The organism is Pedobacter sp. (genome assembly GCF_046462515.1).
Classification (GTDB): Bacteria; Bacteroidota; Bacteroidia; order Sphingobacteriales; family Sphingobacteriaceae; genus Pedobacter.
Window position 1 is genome coordinate 173,789 of sequence record NZ_JBKGVD010000006.1, and the last position, 25,490, is coordinate 199,278.

The window sequence follows — 25,490 nt, forward strand, 5'->3', positions numbered from 1 at the left end:
TTAACACTTTTTAACGATGTGTATTGTCGAAAGAGGTATATGTAGTATGCTTAGAAGTCTGAAAACTTTGGCTTGCTCATTTTTAAAATGTATATTTAGCATACATCACTAAAAGAAAAATATTTATGAAAAAATCATTATTCACGTTATTGATAACGTGCAGCAGCTTTTTTTTACCTTTAAACAGTTTATTTGCATGTACCAGAGTGGTTTATAAAGGACCTAACGGAAATGTGATCACTGCCCGGTCAATGGACTGGAAAGATGAAATCCAGGCAAACATCTGGGCTTTTCCGCGTGGTATGCAGCGATCTGGCGAGGTTGGCCCGCGATCGGTAGAATGGACTTCAAAGTATGGAAGTGTAATTAGCAGTGCATGGGACATTGCCACTGTTGATGGTTTAAATGAAAAAGGTTTGGTAGCCAATGTTTTGTGGCTGGTAGAATCTGAATACCCTAAGTTTGATCCTAAAGGCAGTAAAAAAGGAATTTCAATCTCGGCCTGGGCACAATATGTATTGGATAATTACGCTACGGTTGAAGAGGCTGTGCAGGTTTTAAAAAAAGAACCCTTTGTAATTGTGAGTGATTATGTGCCGGGTACCAAAAAATTTACTACTCTGCATTTGTCTATATCTGATGCCAAAGGCGATAATGCCATTTTTGAATACGTTAAAGGCAAACTGATGGTGCACCATAGTAATAAATATACGGTAATGACCAACTCGCCTTTATTTAATGAGCAGCTTGCACTAGACAGTTACTGGAAAAGCGTACCCGGAACAATGGTATTGCCTGGAACCAATAGGGCAGCCGATCGTTTTGTGAGAGCTTCTTATTACATCAATGCCATACCACAAACAGAGGATACAAGAATTGCAGTGGCCAGCGTATTCAGTGTAATCAGAAATTGTTCTGTGCCTTTTGGTATTTCATCAGAAACTGAACCCAATATCTCGTCAACCCGCTGGCGTTCTGTAGCAGACCAAAAAAATATGGTTTATTACTTTGAAACCGCTCTTACACCCAATACATTCTGGGTAAACCTTAAAGATTTTGATCTGAGCAATAGGGGAAAGGTGATGAAGTTAGACTTATCTAATTATGCTACGTACAATGGTAAAACCAATGGCTATTTTAAAGAAACCAAAGCTTTTAAGTTTTTAGGGATTTAATTTTTTGGAAATTTTATAAAAGCGCAATCCGGTAAAATGGGTTGCGCTTTTTTATGTTTAACCTCCAGATGTTTTTCTATGATGCTTATCTGCTGTAAATGAACTGCCTAAATTAGATTTGCTTTGTTTATTCTTTTATGGTATATTGCTTATTGTAAGTCTTTATTTTACAGTTAATTAATGCCTCATGAATTTTCGCTATTCTTTTCATTCTATTTTCTTAATACACAATTGGTCGGTACATTTTGGGGTAATAATTACAACTAGAGAGATCCGTTTATAAATTATATTAATCTATCTAAAACCAAAAATTATGGCAAATTCAATCGCAAAAGTTTACTCAGACGCAGTAAAAGAGAACCAAAAAGTTCTCTATGGAGTTTGGGAGCCCGGATTTCCGGTTAAATTAGGGGATTTTGGTGTTATGGAAGGCAATATCTTTGTTCAGCAGGGTAATATTGCAAACATAGAAGAGCTTAAAGATCTTAAAATAAAAATACGTAAAGATAACAGCTCTGACGAAAAATTTTTTACCAGTAAAACAGGGGTACAGTTTGAGTTAAAACCGCAGGTAAAAGCCAATGTACAGAATGTTCCGGTAAATGCTTCTATTGAAATCAGTTTTTCAAAAGAAAATGCTGTGTTTTTTAATGCTGCCCAGTGCAGGTTTGAAATGATAGAAAATAAGTTTCAGGTTGGACAGAGGTTACTTGAGCTTCATAAAAAAAATAAAAATATCTGGCGCAGAGAATATGTGCTGGTTACAGACAGGGTAGTGGCCAAACGGGCACTTATTGTTATATCTACTTCTAATGATTATTCGATAACACTGGAAGCGGCAGCTAAAGTGCCGGTTATTGATCTGGCTAATGCTTCATTAGGTTTGAGCATTAAGTCACAAAAATCTAGCGGCTATAAAGTGGTTACAGAAGAAGGCTTAATTCCTCTGATTGGGCTTTCTAAAATCCAGTCGTCATTTTTATGGTTTGATAATGAATTTAAACCTTATGCTAAAAATTATTCAGATATGATGCTCGAAACCATTAAGAACAGCCCGCTTATACAAACAGAAGAAAGCAATAAAGATCTTATTTTTGCTCAATATACAGAGGATATATATGCTTAGAATTAGTATTTTAAGTTAAACAAAAAAGCACGTATTAAACACGTGCTTTTTTGTTTAAATACGCTATAGAACCATTATATTTTTTTATATTTTAGATTAATCTTTAACTCTTCAGCGGTTAAAGGCCCGGCAATACCATCAGCACCATCTTTACCAAAAACTTTGAGCTGAAAATTTACCAAAGCCCTCATAGTTCTCTCGCCAAAATCGCCATCTATGTTTCCTTCGTAATATGATTTTGTTTTTAAAGCCTCCTGCAAAGCAGATACAAGTAAACCTTTAGAGCCAAATCTTAGTTTAAAGGTTTTTGGTGTATTACCTGCCGCAAGCTGAAAAACTTCAGTTCCGGTAAATAACAGGTAAGGGAAAGAATTTTGTGGTATACTGTAAGCATTTTTATGAAAAACGGCCCACGGCCCTATGTTTTTTTCTCTGCCTGGTCTGCTGCATTTAGGATAACCCATAATAACCTGGCATCCGGCACTTGAATAACTTGCAGAATCTAAGCTCTGGAACCACCCGCAATGCATGTTATCCTGCGGATTACCGTATTCAATTCGATCGTCTTTATCGTAATCCAGATCATCTGCACTTCTTCTGATGGGGCGTATGGCATTTTGCCTAAATGCTTCATGCCCGGTGGCTGTTCCGGCTTTATGCCAACCCTTGCGGTAATCGGTGTACATACCGGTAAACAAACTATTGGCGCCTAATCCCTGGTGCACCAAAGCTGCTTTTATACTGCTGATATGGGGTACGGTACTGGCAGGGAATGAAGCCAGTTGGTTTGTTTTGGTAGCCCATTGCAATATGGTACATCTGGGATTGATATAATTGATATCCATTAGGTTCAGTGTCTGGGCTTTTTTAAAAGCCTGATCGTTTGGAGTAGTACTGATAGCTCCTCTGATACCGATAAAAATAAGATCGTTTTCTGGTAAAGTGTACTGGTTAATATGGATGAGATCCTTTATCAGAGCATCGTTAATGTTAAAATTTGCCATGAGATACTTTAATTTAGTTTAAATATAATAGGTATAAATATAAAATTTTTATTAAATATGAGAAAAAAGTAAATAAGCTCTTTGCTTATTCAATAAATGTTTATATCTTGAGCTTACACAACCAAATAATTTATTCTTTCATTAAAAACCAAGACGCACTCCTATGAAGACAAAGCAAGCTCAAAGAAAACACGCTGATAACAAGCTGTCTTTTTTTAACGGATAAGACTTTTTTTTTCCTAAAATTCCGGAAACTTTATCTAAGCATTTACTTCTGGTATTGATTTACCGGTAGCCAGATATTTTTTATAAGCACAGATTATATATAACTGCTAAACTTTAAAAATTGGGCTTGAGTTTCTCTGCCCTTATTGCATAATATAGTATAAAATCTCTAAATAACTCAGGATCCCGTATGGACAAGTCAGCACCTATATCTTATTTTTTTGCAGACCCTATGACTTTCTCGCAGCAGGAGTGGCAGGCTTTTGGTCCGCGGGGTAGTAACTCTACAGAAAAAGCAAACCAGTTCAGCCTTACTGCTGTTTTTGGAAGCTGGGAAAATTATGTGACCAATGCTTACGCTATTTGCAGGGGTATAGTGCTGGTGCAACCCCAAACAGGTAACCCTGGTCTGGTAAATCTGATATTGCGCCCCTTTGATCAGCCTTTTCCTGGCGTTAAGGTAAAATATTTTGTATATAGAGGATTGCGTAAGGGAGATTTTTTTGATAACGATAATAAGGTACTGGCCTCTGGCGAGAATACCTCAGATTTTATCCATAAGATCAATGCCGGTTTTGCCAGTTTCTATACCAGTAGGGGGCAGGCTGTACCCGATTTTATGGCTAAGTACATGGGCTACGATCCCGATAACCAGCCCGGAACCATGCTGCTGGATGATCTTTTCTTTAAACAGGCTACTTATACCAATAATGCCGAAGACCCGGGTATGGCCTTTGAGCTGCCTTTAATACCGGCAGGTGTCTCTCTTGGCCGTTTTGTAGATAATGGTGATTTTGGTATGGATGTAGTGCTGGATTATGGCGACTTTCGTGAACCTAATGATCATACCAGATTTGTATTTGATCTTGACTATGCCCGCTTATGGAGGGCAGAACTTGAGATTTGGGATACCATAGGTACCGGCGCGTTACGCCTGCGCCGTATGGAACAGGTACTGCAGTTTATTGATATTGTTGCTTTTTACGGAGCTCATGCTGCAGGTGGTATTGTAAAAGCCAGAATTTCTGGCCAGTGGTACAATAAAACCGCGAATGATATCTGTACCGATTTGCTGGGTATTTTATACAGCAAACACCGTTGGTACATTTATATACAGGGCGATCGTACACGGTCTTATAATTTTTATGGTAATTATGCAATTAGCGATACCAATAGCAATGATCTTAAAAAAGGATATACTGCAAATGCCATTAGCGAAACCATTTACCGTACCGATGAATGGCCTGTGCTGATTGATGAAGATGCACGCGTGCATAATGAAGACACCAACAGTTTGTACCTGCAGTTTACCAAAACCCCCAATAACCCCAACGCCATGTTTTACGCGCAACTTGGCAATGTGGTAAATGCACAGCATAATAATTTTTGCGATGCGATAAATCTTTCGCTGCCCGATGATGTGGACGGAACGCCTGCTGAATGGACAAGACCTTTACAGTTAACCGTTCCGGCTATAGAAGAAAGTGGCAATAAATACAATATTGCTTCTTTTGCCATGCTGTTTTATCAAGGCAGGGAATATGCTTACAAGGCAGGCGAAGAAACCGATGAAGATGACGTAACTACGCCTGTTTATGCCGTACCTAACTATTTTGATGAAGTGTTTGACGGGCTGGATGCAGTGCCTTTATTAAACCCTACAGGTACTCCTTTATACAGTACATTGAGCAACCAGCGGTTAAAACTCATTAGCCAATACTATAACCAAACCCATTATGGCATAGCAGCGGTACAGACTACCAAAGTTACAGATGTGATCGCTACTGATGATACCCTTACACCCTTGCTAAAAAGAGTAACCTATATTGCCGAAAGTGTAGATACCCTGACTGATGCAATAGCGATCGGAGGAAGGGTAAATACCGGAGCGGCCTTAAGCTCATCTGCATTTAGCAGTGCCAGCAACAGCAATACCTACCAACTGCCTGAGCCTTTTTATTACGAAAGGCAGTTGTTTACAGATGGTGTGCTTACAATAACAGGCTTAAAACTCAAAGCTACGAATGGCGCTTTGCCAGATCGAATTATGGTAGGTATGACCGATGCAGAACATACTGCATTGAGTGCTTTGGTTAATGGTATGTACAATGCCCGTTTGTTTTTGCTGGATCTGTTTGAAGATGGAAACGAACTCATCTCGGCTGAAGGCACACTTTACCAAAAATATAAACTGGGCATAGTGGCAGAAAAAGAAAGTGGTGCTTTAGAACTTTTTATGCCTGCAGATGAGATCATAGTTTATGCACTGGATAGGTATTATTATTTTACGGAGGAGTATAGTAGATATATGCCGGATTTGTTATTGGATATAAATTATTTATTTGTTAATGAGGTAATATAATGGAAGTTGTAATCTTAAAAACTGATGGAACACCCGTTCGTTTAGACGATAAATTCACGCAGATTAAATTTGACAGTGAAGGCTTTCTTGTTGGTTTTACCTATTCTAGCAAGATATATAAATTCTTTCAAAATGATGATTTCGAATATAGGGGAAAAGATGTGGATCTATCGGGATACTATAAAGAAATTGTAATCCACCAGTATATTGCAAATATGTATAATACCCCAATGACGCCAATAGAAATAAAGGCCATTGAAAAATTTCCTTTTGCAGGATTGGAAGCTCAAAAAGACGACCCAATTACTGTTAAAGTGGTCGATTTTTCGGAACCTTATAATTATTATTACAAAGAAAATACATATACTTTTAATATAGAACTGGATGGTAATGCCGTAAAAAAATACAAGAAACGTGTTTACGACAATCATACCTTGGTAGGTTTCGAAATAGACCTGCCGTCATCTTCATTTCCGCCTACGCCTAACAATGTTAATCTAATGGAAAAGCCTACGGGCTATTTCTTTAGGAAAAACTTTGGAGAATTTGTAGAAAATTGGTCTGTTACTGATGGAGGTAAGCGCACTTATAAAAAGATTACAACTTTATCTGCATATAAAATTAACTATATTGTAGAAGATGTAATTGAGTATATTATTCCTGTAAGCTCGCGCGCACGCATTTATGGAAACGCCAATAGTGGTACCAATGCAGACCCAGACCCAAATGGTCTTAGTCCTTTAGAAAACTTAGTTTTTACCCTACTATGGAATTGGGGATATTTCTATAACCCTACGGATGACCCTCAATATATATACAAAACCGTTCTAAACCCCATAATGTCTGGACAGCCAGATTTTTATGAATATTCCAGATATTATAATGGTCTTTGCCAGTTTTACTTTACGACTTATCGTGAACGGGATAAACTAAAAGAACTGAATGACGACAAGAAGATGAAATATCTGTTGTCTATTCTACCGGTTTCCGCGTTAAGGACAATACCTTATGAATTCATAGAGAAAACCTTATTAGATTTTATAACAAAAGGAAGTGTTAGTGAAGAGGAAGAACAGTTTATAGTAAGACTGGTGATTTCAATAGATTCATCAAAAGCAAATATCTTCTTAGATTTTTTACTAGAGAAAAATGATAAAACAACATACTTCGAAATACTTTATCGGCTATTGGACGATGCAAGATTAGAAAGATATACAATAGTGAATTGGTTTGTAGATGAGCAACCAAACAGGAAGTATTATGCATATGCGCTTTATGAGCTTTGGAAGAAGTCAAAATATAATTGGAATTATTTTCCTCCAGATCAAACTCCCCCTCCTCCCGGCTCAGATATAATTAATCTTGCTTCATATTTTATAACTACCCCAAATGAACGCACTACTAAAAATGTTTTTGAATTTGGAACGGCTCAAATTTCAAACTATGCATTTGGCACAACTGAAATAAGGAGAGTAAATAAATACCATTCCCAATTAGACGGCAAATATATTAGCATAATTAGAGAAGATGCTGTAACGATGAAATTCAGTTATGGTGTAAGGTATGACATAGATTTTCTTGAAATCGGACGTATTCACTTGTACCACCCAATGACTCTATCTGGGTATCAACCTAATCTTGACTTGAATATCCCTCAGCGAACAGCTATTCCTATATTTCTATTTTATTTTGCAGAGGAGTATGATGAGTTAGCAGATTTTGACGCAGGTATCTCATTAGCTATTAACCTAAGCATAGATCTTACACTATTTTTTGCTTCGGGAGGATTAGCAGTATTAAACGATATAAAATATCTAAAATATATAACACAACTAGGAAGAGCAATTAGAGGAGAGCTAACAGCAAGTGAGGCTGTTGTTGTATGGAGAGCAGCTGATGTAGGAGGTGATATAGTTACTTTTACCGCAGGTGCCATTTCTAATTATCTGGAATATTTAAGTACAACTGAAAATGACCCAGCAAAGAAAGCTCATCATCAAAAGATACAAATGTTAATATTGGGATTAATGCTTTTCACTGGCAGTGCCACAGCATATGCTAGATATAAAGCAGTAAAGGAGGCAGAGGAAATTTTGGAAATGATATCCCATTTTCCCGGAACAACTCACGGTGTCCCTCCTGATTTAGTTAATCTGGTAAATTCATTAGCATCAAAACAGGCTCAATTAACATCACAATTAGGCCAAAAATTACAAGAACTAAAGCTAGGAGGCCTAGATATTGATAATGTAATAACGGTTTATGGTAGTCTTAGCTCAAAACAGAAGTATATTTTTTATCAACATTATGGTGGGGTAACAAACGACATAATATTGTTGCGTCTTAATCGTGATACTGGCTCAGGGATGAACAATTGGCTCAGGTTAATTAATAACAATATTATGGTAGAAGCAAAGAATATTGACTTTGTGACTAAAAGCCGAAATGTTGATACGATAATAAATTTATATGATGAAGTTCCAATACGTAGAATTTTAGAAGCTTATGATGACAATTCACGCCTTAAAGTAATACAGGAATTTGTAAAAAGGGGGCTTTATAATGACACTGTTTTTATAGAAAAAGTCTCAACAAAGCCAGAGGTGCTAGATATCTTGAAGTCTGTTTTAAATAGGGTTAAATATGGGCATCCTGATGAACTTGATGTAGAAAATTTCATCGATATTGCTTCCTCTACATTAGTGCCGGAACTCGTAAAAATACTGGCGAATAAAAGTAAAACTTTATTGAAAAAGGCAAATAAGATTTATGACCAAGAGGTTGCTAGTGAATTGATTGGAATAGAGCGATTAAGAGCGCTACAAACAGGGACAGCATTAGAATATGGTGGGATTTTTGATAATTTAACGGGAGAAGCCCTTACCGATTTTATGGATGCTAATAAACTTCTAGTGAAAGGAAAAGTGTATAATGGGGATACACTGATTAACTCTCTAGAAGAAGTTTATATTTCTGGAGGACCTAATAAAATATCCAATATGTTTTCAGGTTCTTTACCATCTTTAGTTAGAGAGCCTAATAATGTCTCCAGATTCAAGATTTTTAAAACAAAGGCTTTCGATCTTATTGGAGTTTCGAGGAGTTACGATACCGAGCTAAAGATGATTTTTAATCTTATGGAAGACTATTGGCATCAAGGAGACCAGATCGAATTAATAATAGAATCCACATTAGAAATATGTACTAGTTGCCGTGGCTATTTTGCTTATCTTAAAATGTTAGCTAAAAGTGAAGGTAAAACTTTAAATATTAAAGTTATATCTCACCCATCGGCAACTTCAATACCAGATTTAAATTTGTTATTAAACTAAGTGATATGGAAATCAAATATTTAAAGTATTTAAGAGACAATTCTATTAAAAGAGGGCTTGATATGGAAAGGATAAATCAGCCCACTCCAATAGCAGAAATTGAACAACTAGAAAGCATATACAATAACGGAAACTCTTTTCCCCAAGAATTGAGGGAGTTGCTTTTTTTAGCAGGAAATAGTTGTTATGTAATAGATATGGGAAGAAATGAAACACAACAGCAAATGCAAGAGCATGTCCGATCTCGCCTTGCAAGAAATAGTAAATCTATAAATCGTCCTTTTTATGCAATAGATGTTTACCATCCCAGTGATCAGATGTTGTTTATATATCTAGATGAAATAGGTCTGAGACCGATTGTTTGGAATGCAGTTTACGAGGAGCCCATAGACGAGTGGTTAGTTTCAACTGGTAGAACTATAACAGACCTTATAACGTCAAGGATAGACAGGGTTAAGGAAGGAATGAACCCATTTTGAATTTTCCTAATTAGGACTTAAGGCAGCAATATCATGGAAATAAAATATTTAACCTTATTAAGGCATAATCCAATTGGTAATCCCAGTGACCCTAGTTTTTTGAGGGCCATCAAACCTATTTCATTACAGGAAATTGCACAATTAGAACAACTGTATAATAATGGCAACCCTTTTCCAATAGCATTAAAAGAATTACTCTTTTTAGCGGGACAATTTTGTTATGTATTAGATTACGGAATTTTTGAAAATCAACAACAAATGCAAGAATTTGTAAGAAGTGAGATGGTAGAAGAAAACAAATCTTTATCTCGCCCTTTTTTTGTAATTGACGTATACAACCTTGGTGATCAATTCATTTTTGTCTATCTGGACGAGGGTAATAATCCACCAACATATGAAGGTCATTATTATGCTAGTAATCAAGGTTGGATTTCTCAGGTAACTCCTACTTTGTCAGGGTTAATTAATCATGGAATTGATAGGGTGAAACAAGGTAGAAATCCATTCTAACCCCCTATGCTGGCGCACGCGTGCCGCGTGTGCTTATAAAAATTAGAAGATGAAAATGTAAACAGAATATAAATGAGCCGCAAATACAAATTCCATAATAAGGAAGGTTTGTACTTCGTAAGTTTTGCTTGGTAAACTGCATGTACGCACTGTAATGAAATACCAAACTATTTAAAGTTTTAACGCCAATTAAGATAATTAATATGCCAACCAAACCTGTAAGCCCAAGATATTACCCGGCTCTTTCAGAGCTGATTACGGTAGATGACCTGCCAGATTTTTTGCAATTTGCAGAAACCGGGCTGGAGAACTTGCTGAACCGCATTCACTACAAGAACTTTCAGTTCTCTAAAAGTGCCCGTGGCGATTCGGCGTTTTATAGTTTGGAAATCGTAACCAATAACCTGGGTTTGGATCTGCCTTTTGGTTTGCGTTTGGTACTTAACCCCTCTGCAGATGATGTAAACATATCTTCTTTTCCTATTTCATTGCAGTACCAATGGGAGTTACTGGCTTTTTTACGCTCTTTTAAATTACAGAATTTCGCTTTTACACCCGAAGCTTTTTTCCAGCTGGGCCTGCGTATATTTAAAATTACCGAGGCTCAGGTAATTGCGCAGACCTTAAACTATTTTGTAGAAAGTGATGAAGGTACAGATGGCAAGTTTCAGGAACTGATAGATGCTGTTAATGATTATTATCCTGCTGCCAACCTGAGCCTACCTGTGGGTGAGGAACCAACGGTAGAAATCGTAGCTGATCTAATTGCCAATAGCCCCGCTATTCCAGATAGTGTTGCACAGGTTATGTTTCTGCTGTATGTTCTGCGTACAGATCTTGCAGAAACCAAACGCAATCTGGAACAGTTTTATGCTTTAATGGTGCCAGATGGTATTGAGAATTACATCAGGAAATTGCTCAAACCCAAATTGCGTACCACCTTAACACTTTCGGCAGCTATTGAATTTCCAAACAATATTTTAAAACCGGTTACGCAGGCAGGTGTACCTATTCCCAATACCAGATCGCTGTTTAAATTTGCCGAGGCTACTTTTTATGCAGATACCGAGGCTGGTATAGGTTCAGATATTACCTTGGCAGGATCTTTATTACCTGCATATCCTGAGGCTTTGCACCAGATAGGCAATACTGGTCTTACCCTAAATTTTGATACGGCTAAATTAGATCTGAGCCGTACAACCAACATTCCTGAGGCCGATGCGGCAGGTTACCCTGCTGATTTTACAGGATTATATGCCAAGCAGGTGGTTTTAGGCTTGCATCGTTTTGGCACAGAGAGTGCGGGTGGAGGAAGTGCGCAGATCAGGGCCGAAAATGTTTTTATTGGTACAGGCGGCATATCGGGTTCATTTGCTTTAGAAAGTAATGGTTTGCTGCGCAGAGACTTTGGTAAATTCAAAGCAGAGCTTAATCTCTTTCAGATGGAGTTTAAAATGGGCTCCATTGTACATTCAGATATTAAAGGAAAACTTACTTTAAATAAATTTAAGCAGGGCGATTTACCTGCTGTTATAGATATACAGGCACAAATAAAAAATGATGGTAATTTTAATTTAACGGCAATATCGCAGGATATCCCGCCTATTAACCTGCTTAATGTGCTGGAGATTAAGCTCACAAGCCTGCAATTAGGAAAAGAAGATAAAGGATATTATACAGAGGTAGCAGGTATTTTGGATTTTACAGCCAACATACCTTTAATGGGCGATGTACTGCCAAAAGGTATAGCTATAAATAAGCTACGGATATGGGATGATGGCAGTATGGAATTTGAAGGAGGAGGCAGTATTAAACTGTCTAAATCTTTCTTCCTGAAAATAGGGCCTGTAAAACTAGAAGTAAGTAACATTAGTGTTGCGGCATATAAGGGTAAACATAATGGTGTAGAACGCAGTTACGGATACTTCAGTTTCGATGGTATGGTCAATACCGGTCGTGCAGGTATCAATACTTCTGGTAATGGTATTAAATACTACTTTACCATTGATGATGGGGTTTTCCATTCGTTTTTAAGTGTAGATCGTTTAAATATAGACCTTACCATACCGGGAAATGTATCGAAAGAAAAAGCTGCTTTTATACTGAACGGTTATTTGAGCGCTGCAAACCCTGCGGTAGAAGGTTCGCAGGCCAATACAGAATATGCAGGTGCAATCAGTTTCAGTTTGCCGCGTATGCGTTTGGCCGGAAGCGGGGGCATGCGTTTAAATCCTTCTGTACCTGCATTTATTGTAGATATAGGCATGGAACTGCCTACGCCAATTTTATTGGGGGCAACAGGTTTGGGTATATACGGTTTCAGGGGGCTTATAGGTCAGCATTATTTACCTTCTAAACAGGCTACCACACCGCCGCTCGCAGAAAATGCTACATGGTGGCAATATTATAAAGCTAAAAGTACGGTTACAAAACGAGAGGGTATAGAAATTGATAAGTTTGCCAGTAAATCAGGCTTCTCATTAGGAGCAGGAGCTTCTATTGCCACTGCTTTTGATTCGGGTAAGATCTTTTCAAGTAAACTGTTTTTACTGCTAGGCCTTCCAGATGTGTTTTTATTACAGGGACAAGCCGCCATACTTCGTTCCAGAATTGGATTGACAGATCCGTCAGATCCCCCGTTCAGTGCATTTATTTCTATAGACAGTAACGGCTTTGCCGCAGGTTTGGGAGTAGATTATAAATTGCCCGAAGACGGGGGCTTAAACGGAGCTATTTTATCCCTATCGGGTAAAATGGAACTGGCTTTCTTCTTTAATAATGCTTCTGGATGGTATTTAAACCTGGGTAAAGATCAGCCGGAAAGCGAACGGATCAGGGCACGCATATTAACCCTCTTCCAGGGTTATGCTTACCTGATGATTTCATCAAAAGGTTTTAAAGTTGGTGCCGGCGCACGTTTTGATTTTAACAGAAGCTTTGGCCCTGTAGCATTAGGCTTAGGCGCATGGCTTGATATGGGAGGCTCACTGAGCTTTAAACCGATACAGGTAGGTGCCTTTATACAGGTAGGTGGTTATGTGTACCTAAAAGTATGGAAAGCTAAAATAAGTCTATCTGTACAGCTTGGTTTGGCAGTTGATGCGCCACATCCGTTTGTGATACAAGGTAGCATACGTATCAGTTTCAGGGTAATTTTTGTAAAATTCAATATTAACCTTGAGCTTACATGGCGCATCAGCTCTAATGATGCACCTTTACGTGAGCCGCAACGAGTTATCAATTTACCTGATGGCAATGGATACTTGCCTATGGCAGCAACCAATATCCTTTCTGGTGATATCTTTACTCTGAACTATTTTACCCAACAAATTACCGGAGTTCTTACCGAACCACCAGCACTCGGAGACCCTGCTTGGAAATATAGCTTTACCGATCCTGAAAAAATTAAGCTGATTACTGTACCCTTAGACAGTTTTATTGATATAGAGTTGCTTAAAGCGGTAAAACCTTCTTTTAACCGTTTGGGTGGGGGTGGAAACCAGCTACCCGAAGGCTATAGTGAACTTATGCCTCCGCAAAGAGGTTTATCTACCCAGGTACGTCATGAATATGATTTGTTGGGTATAGATATTTATTGCTGGGATGAAAGCGCTCTGCACTGGAAACCTTATAATATTTATGAGGCCGTAACCGCCATTGTAAAAGAAAACATAGATCCGCATACCAGTCTTCCAATAATTGATCTTAATAACCTTAAAATTGGTTACTGGCAGTTTGCACAACCCAACCGCTACAATAAGGTACGCCTGCTTTCACAGAACATGTTTAGTTTCAGTAACCAGTCTGTACAAACTCTGGGCGATTTAGATGGTCTTAATTTTAGGCGTAAAGATCTTTTCTGCTTTGAAAACCTGGTAAAACAACATTATATCTCATGGAAAACAGTTGCAGAAGATACCGTTTATCCTGATGAAACTGATTTTGATCAAGGGGGCAGCTCATTTAGTTTACAGGGTGTAAATGCTAAAGTAAGTTATGATGCAGATTACGAAGCCAAAGACCTGTTGATTGAAACCTATGGCGGAAAAATTACCATAAGTATACCTGTTCCGGTAAGCTTTTTTAAAATAGAATTCGGTACGAATGAAAACAGGATCAGAGTAGATTTTATAAAACAAATAAGAACCAGCAGACCTGATTTTGACAGCAGATTTACCAGGATTGAGACTACAGATGTTTATATGCAGCCGGTTTATGTAGAGAAAAATCAAGATCAGGCTACAGTTGTTTATTCAGATTTAGATAATCCAATAACCAGAGTTGAAATTACATTTGAAAAAGCTGTACAGCTTAATTTTGAAGGCGACTTAAATTTAGGCAGATATTATCAGTTACCCCTTTCTTATGCAGTATCTGAACATGTTAATGAGAAAGATAAAGCATTGGTTTACTTTAATCTGTTTAATAAAGCTTTTGATCTTCAGGAAGTTATTGTTAAAAGCTATAATGACAATCCGGGAGTTGTAGCCAGCTGGTTATTCAACAGCAATATCGCTACAACAGGTAATTTAATGGCCATTCCGTTGGGCAGCCCTGATTTAACACCGGGTTATTTTAAAAAGCAGGAAGGTGTTGAGCAAATGAGCGAGGTTTATCACTATACTTCAAAAGAAGATGCACTGATTGTACCTTACAAACCTGTATTAAAAGTAGAAGAAGGAAACTTTGCGCTGGAAACCACAGTGGTATTTAATCCGTTTAACAAAGGCATAGCCACGTTATTTAGTAAAGTAGAAAAAGATGAATTAACAGGTAATCTTAAAGGATATACTTTACACTTGCTGCAGCAAGACCCGGTATATGATCTTACAGTTTATACTGAAAATACTTTACCTGTATGTACTTTTTGTTTTACCTGTTATAATGGACAAAGCCATTCAGGATTTAAAGTATCTACAGCTTTAACGGTACATTGTGATACACAATATATAGCAGGAAAGCAGTATAAAAATGTATTGATTTCTGTAAACAGGCAAAATGATTTGCTTGAAATATTTATAGATAAAGAGCAAAAACTGAGTATAGCCATACCAGATGAACTGAAACAGGAAGAGAGGCAGATCAGATCTACACGGCTAAAGCAATTGTCTTACTTAACAGAAGAGCTGCAGAGAAGACAAGAAGAAAATGAGATTACAGAGCAGAAATTGATTGACGAAATACAATTAATGAGCGATGGGTTAAGCAAGACTATACAGCCTGTATGGCGGCCAAATACGAACTATGCCGTTGCGGTTAAAACCAGAGATGTGGTAAATGGAAATGTAAATGGTTCCATAACCTATACACAGATATACGGTTTTAAAACAGCGGGACCAATTGGTCATTTTCACCAGCAGAGCTCAGTATATGATAAACTGGCGGCAGAAGATAGAGGAGATGAGTTTAAACTAATCAATTTAAAGAATTACATAGACTATGATCGCTCTTATCCTGATGCACAAAGTAGGCATGATTTAAGTAAACCTGTATTTTACCACCAGCCAAAAATAAGATTGTTGTTTAATCAGCCTTATATCTATGCAATGTATGAGGATTTTGACAGTTATCAGGGGCTTCCAGAAGTAAAAAACAGTCTGGAAATGCAGGTTGTAGATAATTTTGGTACAGTATTAAGTCCGGCTCTGGTCTGGGAGCAACTTCCTGATAAAGAGATCAATATTGGCAATTACCGTTCTTTACCTGCAGATCAGCAAATCATATTCCTGATGAATTTAGCTGCATCGGGTGATAATTGTAATGCAAAACCTTTAACCATAAACAAGCGTACCAAACAGGGCTCTTATCAATTGCCTGATTTATACCCTAACAAGCTTTATACAGCAATCTTTAATGCAAAATATCAGCCGCAAGGCTTGCAAGAAAGTGTTGCAGAAGTACATAGGTTTAGTTTTATCACATCGAGATTTTCGAGTTTTGAAGAGCAGGCAGGTAGTTTTATTATAAATGATACTCCAGGAGAAGAAAATTATGCCATTTATCCGCTTTATACTGCTTATACTGCCAACGAGATTTCGAATGAGATAATGGTTTTATTAAATAATGATCCGGCAAACGCCCCTGAAGCGGTAATGCGTTATGCTGTTAAATATGACAGGATAATATATGGAGGATTAAAAATAAAGCATACTGAAATCATAGAACATTCGGTATTTAATATCATCATTAATATAGAACCTGATACACAAAATAAACGCATTTTAGGTTTGTTAGTTCGGAATCCTGAACCATTTAATGATCCGAAATTACCTGAAGATCCGCTAAAAAATACGGTAAAAATGCAGGTAACAGCGAATGATGATACTGTAATTGGAGCAGCCGAATTTCTGTATATACACTCCAGGGATACTGCTGCGGTGTTCATTACAAATGCAGCTATGGAATTACCTGTTGGAGAAGCTCAGTTAACATTTAGATATAAAATGTTTAACGGCGAGAATTACGAAACCGAATATGAAGAGTACACCACTCCACAGTTTGTTTTAAATAAGAATTAAGCCAGATAAATTATATGCCTAATAATAACGCCTTTTGTTCAGATTATAGTTCTATTAAGAACTGTCTGGTAGCTATTCAGTTAGCAGCAAGAAATGGAGATTTTAATGATTATCCTGAAGTTTTGCAGCGTATTAATTCTTTAGATAGTGATTTTCTGCGCAAGCTTTACCTTAGGGTAATTACCATACTTGGAATATTAAATGGAGAAGAAGGGTTTCCTGAAGTAAGAATAGATGGAGATTTTGATGAACTGGATTTTGATGAACTGGATTTTTGGGTAGGATTTTCAGACTCCAATATTTCTGGAGATTTTTTCAAACAGGACTTTTTTGAGTTAGATTTCTGGGTAGGGTTTATGGACAGCGGATATGATGATTATGTTGCTGTATTCCAAACTATATTGAATATTTTCAAAGAGTTTTGCATGCGTAGGGATGAATTGGGTGAGTATGAGAAAGCGTTGATTGATGCATCATTACAACCATTTTTAGATGCCTTTGCAGAATTGCAAGATTTGCTTGAAAGCTTGGGCATAAATCCATGTACAGATCCGGCCTCAAGATATTATAACAATTCAAAAGAAATATTTTTACAGGTTGCAGGATCTGACGGTTTTGACAATATCGCAGAAGGCTTCCATTTAAGATGGAGTTTAGCAGGGGCACTGGCAGAAAATCATTTACCAAAAGGCGATTATTTTGTACAAAATACAAATTCAAATGGCTTTAATAAAAGCAATGATTTTATTAAAGTTTACAGAACCCCATATCAGGATCCGGTAATTGCTACTTTAGATTTTGAAACTATAAGACCGGTGGTTAATTCTGCCAGATTATACTGGACTTATACCATTAACCAAACTGTTAATGGTAAAATTTTCAGCAATCAGGTAAGATTATATTTTACCGATCAGCAAAAATATTATCAGCAGGCAACAACGCTAAGCCCTAACACAGATAGCTTTAATTTTATCAATAACTACGATGCTGTTATAGAAGTAGAAATTATAGGGAAAACAGGTTTCAGCTTTAATTTTGAATTGGGTAAAACTACAAACGGAACATCGGTTTTTAAAGCAGAAGCCCATAATGAGTTAAATGAAAATGCAGATCAGATCAGACTTACGCAAAATGTAAATCAAGGAACAACAAGTGCATTAATTACAGGAGATAATATTTCTTTATTAAAAATTAAAAAATCTGCTGATGTTAAAATACGTAAGCTAAGTTTTGAAACTTACCATGATTTCTATAATAGCAGGTCATTTAGCGACTGGCAGGAAATAGGTAATGGTTTTGCATTGGATTTGACAGATACAAAGGTTTTTGAACGCCTGGAGAATGCTTCATACCCTATTGATAATTTGTGGCCACAGTACAATGATGGTACCAGAGTAAAAGTTGATAATTATAAAGATAAATGGTCTGGTGCTTATACCGAACAGATAGATCAGAATGTTAAAGAACTGGTTCAGCTTTATTTAACAAAAAGTGAAACAGATCCCCGTGCTTATTACCGCATTTTTGAAGATGGAACAGATCCTGCACAGGGACAAGAGGTAAGCCTGCTTGACATTTTAAATTTACAGGCCTTAGATTATCACATGGCCAGAATGCTTGGGCTTGGACATATAGATACACCAGGTGCTATAGCTCCGGATCAGCAGTATATATACAGAATTTCATATCAGAATAAGAAAACGTTAGGATCTACTGTTGTAACCCAGTTTAATTACATGAGCTTACCGGTTTCAAAGCAGGATAAGAGGCTACCTGATAAACCGGTAATGAGACCTGTAAACTATAATCTGTACGCACAACCCAGTGATTTTGTTTCTCCTTTTGATGAGTACGGCTATGGTAAATTAGATCAGATAAGGGTAGTTAATATAGGCAGAGATTTCTTTAACAGCGAATTAAAAGAATATGATTTCTTTGCCGATCTGCAACAATTTAATAATGAAAATTTTTGCCTTGCGCCGAAACCTGTCTTTTACGGTATAGAATACAGGTCATCAAATAATACAGGTTATGTTAAACCAGAAATTACCTCTACAGAAGACCCTGCTTTTGGAAAAGTTTATTATGCTTATGACAATGATTTCCCTGTTACGGGCATACCAGAAGTTACGGTTCTTCCAGATGATCCTTACAGTTTGTTTGTTCATTTTGAAAGAAATCCGGGCGTACATTATTATGCAATTTACGGTGTAAACTGGTTTTCAAGATCATCTGTACTAAGTGATGAAGAACATACAGATGAAACAGTTTTCACGCCAAATAATCAGCTGGTACCGCCTACAGATTTAGCTGTTCAGTATATTCAAAAAGAAGATGAACTTATTTTTACTACCGGTATTGAGCAGGAATGGTATCAAAAAAGAGCGTTGCGTTTTCCGGAGCAGGATATAGGACTCACAAGGATAACTTTCAACTGGCTGGATATAGTTGATATAAGTTCAATACCAGATATTACACCTCAAACTTTACAGGATGTAGTACGGGCAAATGAAACCAGTATCTTTTTTAAACCAACTTTACAGAAGGAAGTAGTAGGAATAATCTCAGATATCAGACCGGTTTCAGGAACTGAAGATCAACTTCTTTTATATACTTCAGGTTATCAGCTTATTACCGGAGAGTTAAAGAAACCTACGATCAGTAATACTGATTTGAATAGATTTACAGGAAGTATTTTATCTACTAACGAAGGGCAGTTTAAAGTACTTAGTGTATATAATGATGCCAATGATTTACCTGTAATTACCATTGAAAAACTTTATAAACTCATCAGAACAGAAGAAGACGAGGAGGAGCACATGTATGGAGCTTATAAAGAATATACTGTACCGGTTATAGGCAGTAGATTTTCGCTGGTAGAAAATCTAGCAAATGAAAATAACTGGTTTAAACTTCATGAAAAAATACAGTTGGTAAGTTATGCAGATGAACAAAATCCGGTTATAGAAGTTGAGAGTGCTGAAGGTGGAAACAGCAGATTTTGGGTGGGCGGAATTCATGGAAATGCTATCATTACTAAGGTTGCTAATGTTAATGAACCATTTGATGGTTATTATGAAATAACTTTCGATCAGACCGTATTACCTGATCATCCTCAGGTTAATATTCCATATGATCCACAGCAACCAGATCAGAATGAGCCGGGATCCTTGCATACACCGCATGTTGAATGGTATGGCGGAGTAGTGCGTATTGATACGAATGAAGGTACAGAAAAGAAACTCTTGCAGGTACTTATTTTACAACAAAGCGATCCGTTAAAATTATATGTATATGATGCCGGTTATGCTACAAATCCGATAAAGTTTTCAGCAACGGAAACAGATTATATACAGGTAAATTATCATCCGGGCTACAGGGCTTATTTGTTTGCAGAGCCAGAACCTGATTATAAATTTAATGCACAGCATATTTTACCTGAAGGAGATGACAATGATAAACGTACTTTAATGGCCGTACAAACAGTTTGTACTTCATTAAATTACACATCTTCGGTTTCAACACCTGCCGTATTGCTGGCCAGAAATATATACGAACCTAAACAACCCGATACACCTGTAGCAGCAGGATTAAAAGTAAGACCAGATGAAACTAAGAAGGCAGCCTTTACTTTTGATATGCGCATCCCTCCTGAACAGGGAGCCGCCCGGAAACCTTTTGGTTTTATGTTTTACCGTACTTCTCATCAGCAGGTTTTATCTGTTTTGTATGAACCGCAAACTATTAATGCGATCTTAGCAGATCTGGCATCTTTAAGCAGTGATCTCTATTACAATCAACGTTATCTGGATATGGTTAATCTTGATTTTGAGAATCAGGCTACACTGCAGTTTAAGGTATATGATGCCGAACCTCAACCCTATGGTTTTCCTTCTCCTGATAAATTAGGTTTGATTGAAGAGGGGGATACAACAGAACAAAAGATGGCGAAGTTGCAAGCAATTGTTTTTAGCACATTGCTGCCTTTAACTGAACAACTGCCCATATTAAGGTATCTTGAAGAAGGTTTGCAAACTTCAAATCAGATTCCTGTTATAAGAGATGTTGATGGTAATCTATTGGATCCTGGCGATCCAAGATTTAAGCCTTTTCCAATGGTAAGGTATTACACAAAAGATACCGATGTTAATGCTATATACATTAGGTTTACAGATTATCTGTTGGATTCTTCTTACAGGGATCTGTATTTCTATGCAGGAGTTGAAATTAATAATTTATTAAATTATGGTCCTTTAAGCCCTTTCTTGGGACCAGTAGAGGTTCTTCAAACAACGCCTGCTCTTCCGCCTGTAATTCAGTCATATACTTTTATACCTGCTACTGTATTATCTGATAATGATATAAAAGTACAAATAAAAGTTGCCGTAATACCAAAAGTTGAGCATATAAGCAAACTAAGAATATATAGGACACCTAAATTAGATCGTACAGTGTCTGTAACGCAGATGGAATATAGCTTTGATATTGATATAGACCAGTTGCAGGAAGAAAGCCATGGAATTACAGATGACTTCTCAGATATTGAAGATATTCCATTAGGTAAAACAATGTATTATAAGGTGGCAGGAATAAGGATCATAAACAATGAAGAAGGAGAAAATGAAGAAATCTTGTCTTATCCTTCAGAATTATTTGAAGTACAGCTTATTGATTTAAGAAGCCCAGATGCGCCTTTGCTGGTATATGATGAACAACAAAACAAGATTTCATGGAATGCCACTACAGATACAGGTAGTTATTATCTGTATAAACAAAATATTAAGGGTAACTGGGAGCATATTTATTCTGTATTACCACCTCTAACCAATCAACAGATGGATTATGAAATACCGGATCCTTTAAATTTTACGGATGAAGATGGAGACAGGATTTATCACCGTTTTAAGGTACAGGTAGAGAATCTATCGGGAAGAATGAACATTATAGAAAATGAATTAACCATTTAATAAAACAATCATGGCACAAATACCACCAATTACAGATGCATATATTGATGATATCATCAAATCATACGGGCCTTATATTGATACAATTAACAAAACCCAGGGTATTAAGTTCCGTGAGCTGATTAAACGGTTAAGAGATTATTTTGAACAGGAAATCCCTAAAAATACCTCACAGCTAGTTAATGATTCTAATTACGTAACCAGCTCCTTGATCAGTGGTTTGCCAGAAGAGAATGGGTCTAAGAGACCATTTATAATCAGGCCTCTAGCTAACTACAATCCTGATGAGGTTTTTGGAACAGGTAACCAGCCGCTTCATGTTATGTTGGTTGCCACAGAACTCATTGTTGGTAAGGAAACAGTTACCCAGTTAAAAATCAGTGATGGTGTGACGTCTTTTAAAGATTTAAAAAATCTAATTGGTAGTGGCGGATCTGGCGAAAATGGATTACAACCGTCTATTTCTTTAACCTATACTCAATTAAGAAACTTAAAAGATAATTCTTTATTGATTCCTGGGCAAAAGTATATTATCAATGATTTTCAAAGCAGATTTAATGAGTGTGAGCTTTTATATGATAATGTTACCAAGATTAACAGCTTAAATTTTACCGGTAATGTTTATTCAGGAGATGTTGAACCTTTAATAGTCACAGCTGCTACAAATAACGCTTTGGAACCAGTTGCATATTCTACACTTTACCCATACCACGAAATTATTTATACAACAGATAATTTATTACAGGAAGTCTTGGCCTCAAATAAAGGGACAATTCTTTTTAGGAAAGACCTGCAGAGAAATAGTCTATTTTCAATAGATTGTGTAGCATTAAGATATAAGCATAATGGCATAATAAAACAGGCTATAAACCTTTCTTCAAATAGCAATATAGAAATCATAGCAAAAGACTATTACTATGGCACTAGTTTTATGATAATATCTAATCAGATAGCCAGAAATTCAACAGTCAAAGTAGGACATCATTTTGTAATTGGGCAGTTATGGGATTCTGAGATAATAGGCTGTGAAATTTGTCAGCCTACACTATATATTAGCGGTTCTAAGCTTAGGTATATATATGGCTTTAACAAATGCGATTATCCGGATAGTAATTATCTCCGATCTCTAACAATTGATGGAAGCCAGTCCGACGACATCTTAACTGTTATAGATAAGTATTTTATGGGTAACTGGAATCAACCTCCGTTTCAATGGAACAATAACAATATTCCTTTACATTTTTCACTTATAGCTGTAAGAAGTGAAGACACAGGAGAAACTAGGGATTTTGCATGGTCAGTAGATTTAAATACAAACACACCTATAGCCATTCCATTATTTGAAAGACCTTAATATATGGTAATTAATATAATCAGTGTAAACGAAAATGAGGGACAAAAGCGGCAAATGGATTTAATTCGTCATTTAGAAGGGAGCGGGTTAGAAATTAAGTTTTATATAGGTAAGCGAACTGTAAATGGATATGATAGTGCATTTAAAAGTATAAAAATGCTTATCCAAGCCAACTTTAATAAAGGTCATATACTTTTTGGAGAAGATGATCTGATACTAGCGAAAACATTTAGTATGGAACGTTTGAAGCATTATATAAAACTAGGATACGAAAAAGAGTATGATATTATAGCTACTGGTTCTTGGGAAGGATACGGTTATGAATTGAACAATCCGGATTTATTGGATGTATTGAGATTTAGAGGTACCCAGTTTTTAGTCATTTACAAAAAAGTTTATAAACGTATTCTGGAGGCAGAAGAATGTAATTATTTTGACGACTTTTTAAGTTTTGTACAACCAAGATTAAAAGTAGGTTTAACCTATCCTTTTTTATCAAAACAAAGAACTGATATTCCTTCTATGTTGGTAGCTGGAGGAAGTAATTTTAATCATCTATTTGATATAGAGGAGAATAGGATAAAAGAATTAATTAAAAATCAGATAGAAAAATATTTAATTAACAATTAAAATCTTATTTCATAATAAAGCTTTAAAAACAATTTATATGGCACAAATTCCACCAATTTCCGATGCATATATTGATGATATCATTAAATCATATGGGCCTTATATTGATGCAATTAACAAAACTCAGGGCATTAAACTGCGTGAGCTGGTTAAACGGTTAAGAGATTATTTTGAGCAGGAGATTCCCAAAAACACATCGCAACTAATTAATGATTCTAATTATGTAACCAACCCATTGCTCAGTGGTTTGCCAGAAGAGAATGGGTCTAAAAGACCATTTATAATCAGGCCTTTGGCTAACTATAATCCTGATGAGGTTTTTGGAACAGGTACACAGCCGCTTCATATGATGTTGGTTGCAACAGAATTGATTGCGGGCAAGGAAACAGTTACCCAGTTAAAAATCAGTGACGGTGTTACGGCTTTTAAAGACTTAAAGAATTTAATAGGATCTTCTGCTGGTAATTTTGTAACACTAGATACTGAGCAAACTATTTCAGAAAGAAAATATTGGTCTAGAGAAGATGAGCCTCTTGGGTTACAAGTGGATGGATACGGAATTGTAGCAATAGATTCAGATGGTTTTGTTACTCATGTAACAGGAAATGGTATGAGTATAATTACTGAAAATCCTGTGGCTGGCTCTCGTTTAAGTAATGATTCATTATCTATCGTTAACAATGCTTCTAATAAATCACTATTGATATATGAAGATAAAATAGAATTTGAAAATAATAGTAAAAGAGCTTCATTATCTGCTAGTGCTCTTACATCAAGTGTTGATTTAACACTACCTAGTACTTCAGGTACTCTTGCTCTTAAAACGGATATCCCTACACCTGTTGATATAAGTGGAAAAGCCAATGATGCGGATGTATTACATAAAACAGGTAACCTAAATGAAAGTATTACGGGTAAAAAGACATTTCAGCAAACTCCTGCTTTAGATAGCCTTACAGGTAACCGCATACTTTCACTTTCTGCTACTAAAGAAATTGAAAGTTTCTATGAGATAACCCCACCGGTTATTAGCAATGCTACCATTATTACACAATTAACCACTGCCGCAAACTGGAACGCCTCTGATGTATATACGGGAACAGCTATAACAGGCGCATACCAGATGCAATTTTATGCTGATGTTAATTACTGGTATTATTTCTATAATGATACAACACCAATAAGAATAGCAAGAAGAGCTGCTCAGCTCGCAGCTACCGATACTGAAGCGCAAACAGGTACAGCTACAAACAAGTATCTTACACCTGCTAACTGGGGTTATTTAAAGGGTATTGTAAATAATATCACGGCTTTATGGCAGTTTACAGTAGGTATAGGAATTGGTATAGCAGGAGTTGCGAGTTCTTTCTTAAAATTGGCTGCCAACACAACAGCTAAATCGCAGGTAAATCTAACGCCTTCTGCTACAGACGTTACTTCTCCTGTAAATGGAGATGTATGGAACAATGGAGGAGAATTGAAATTAATGGAAAATTCCATTGTAAATAGAATAGTTAAACTTTATAATAACGAACTCTTAAAATCTGATGGCAATTACATCTTAATGTCTAACCAATATGGTGATCTGAGCAATTCGGTTAAAATAACAGAAAGATGGGTTTATGATAGTGATGTAATATCTGCAATTACGGGAGCCAGTTGGTCTTCAAATAGAGCCAATATCACCCCTTCAAATAGTAAGGTCATGTATAAGGGGCAGAGATATGATGATGGTACTTATACTTATGAGGCAACAGAGGATAATTATTTAAGGAGATGGTAACCAGACAAAAATAATCCAACCAAAC

12 protein-coding genes are annotated in these 25,490 nt (G+C 36.7%); 11 read left to right on the forward strand and 1 reads right to left on the reverse strand.

The window, feature by feature from the left end:
- Nucleotides 1-125: 125 nt before the first annotated feature.
- Nucleotides 126-1,175 carry a linear amide C-N hydrolase gene (locus ACLHG9_RS06540; RefSeq protein WP_410220691.1) on the forward strand — a complete coding sequence of 350 codons (1,050 nt, stop codon included), beginning with the start codon at nucleotides 126-128 and terminating at the stop codon, nucleotides 1,173-1,175.
- A 313-nt stretch (nucleotides 1,176-1,488) separates the two neighbouring features.
- Nucleotides 1,489-2,301, forward strand: a complete 813-nt coding sequence (locus ACLHG9_RS06545) for a hypothetical protein (RefSeq protein ID WP_410220692.1) — start codon at nucleotides 1,489-1,491, stop codon at nucleotides 2,299-2,301.
- 74 nt (nucleotides 2,302-2,375) lie between these two features.
- Here ACLHG9_RS06545 and ACLHG9_RS06550 read toward each other — a convergent pair whose 3' ends face one another.
- On the reverse strand, nucleotides 2,376-3,305 hold the full coding sequence (locus tag ACLHG9_RS06550) for a peptidoglycan-binding domain-containing protein (protein WP_410220693.1): 930 nt from the start codon (nucleotides 3,303-3,305) through the stop codon (nucleotides 2,376-2,378).
- Nucleotides 3,306-3,720: 415 nt separating this feature from the next.
- On the opposite strand from ACLHG9_RS06550, the gene ACLHG9_RS06555 reads away from it, so the two are divergent.
- The 9 genes from ACLHG9_RS06555 to ACLHG9_RS06595 all read left to right on the forward strand — a co-directional run bounded on the left by ACLHG9_RS06555 (nucleotide 3,721) and on the right by ACLHG9_RS06595 (nucleotide 25,465).
- A complete protein-coding gene (locus tag ACLHG9_RS06555; RefSeq protein WP_410220694.1) occupies nucleotides 3,721-5,892 on the forward strand; it encodes a hypothetical protein in 2,172 nt (723 codons plus the stop codon).
- Entirely contained in the window at nucleotides 5,892-9,224 is a 3,333-nt protein-coding gene (locus ACLHG9_RS06560) for a hypothetical protein (RefSeq protein ID WP_410220695.1), read from the forward strand. Before ACLHG9_RS06555 ends, ACLHG9_RS06560 begins: the two co-directional genes overlap by 1 nt.
- A gap of 5 nt (nucleotides 9,225-9,229) precedes the next feature.
- The gene (locus ACLHG9_RS06565) at nucleotides 9,230-9,703 is read left to right on the forward strand and encodes a hypothetical protein (RefSeq protein WP_410220696.1); all 474 of its coding nucleotides are present in this window, start codon (nucleotides 9,230-9,232) and stop codon (nucleotides 9,701-9,703) included.
- 33 nt (nucleotides 9,704-9,736) lie between these two features.
- Nucleotides 9,737-10,213, forward strand: a complete 477-nt coding sequence (locus ACLHG9_RS06570) for a hypothetical protein (RefSeq protein WP_410220697.1) — start codon at nucleotides 9,737-9,739, stop codon at nucleotides 10,211-10,213.
- Nucleotides 10,214-10,416: 203 nt separating this feature from the next.
- Nucleotides 10,417-16,731, forward strand: a complete 6,315-nt coding sequence (locus ACLHG9_RS06575) for a hypothetical protein (protein WP_410220698.1) — start codon at nucleotides 10,417-10,419, stop codon at nucleotides 16,729-16,731.
- Nucleotides 16,732-16,745: 14 nt separating this feature from the next.
- A complete protein-coding gene (locus tag ACLHG9_RS06580; protein WP_410220699.1) occupies nucleotides 16,746-21,698 on the forward strand; it encodes a hypothetical protein in 4,953 nt (1,650 codons plus the stop codon).
- Between the two features lie 10 nt (nucleotides 21,699-21,708).
- On the forward strand, nucleotides 21,709-23,052 hold the full coding sequence (locus ACLHG9_RS06585; RefSeq protein WP_410220700.1) for a hypothetical protein: 1,344 nt from the start codon (nucleotides 21,709-21,711) through the stop codon (nucleotides 23,050-23,052).
- 3 nt (nucleotides 23,053-23,055) lie between these two features.
- On the forward strand, nucleotides 23,056-23,682 hold the full coding sequence (locus ACLHG9_RS06590) for a hypothetical protein (protein ID WP_410220701.1): 627 nt from the start codon (nucleotides 23,056-23,058) through the stop codon (nucleotides 23,680-23,682).
- Between the two features lie 37 nt (nucleotides 23,683-23,719).
- Nucleotides 23,720-25,465 (forward strand): hypothetical protein, encoded by a 1,746-nt coding sequence (locus tag ACLHG9_RS06595; RefSeq protein ID WP_410220702.1) that lies wholly within the window; start codon nucleotides 23,720-23,722, stop codon nucleotides 25,463-25,465.
- Nucleotides 25,466-25,490: the final 25 nt, after the last annotated feature.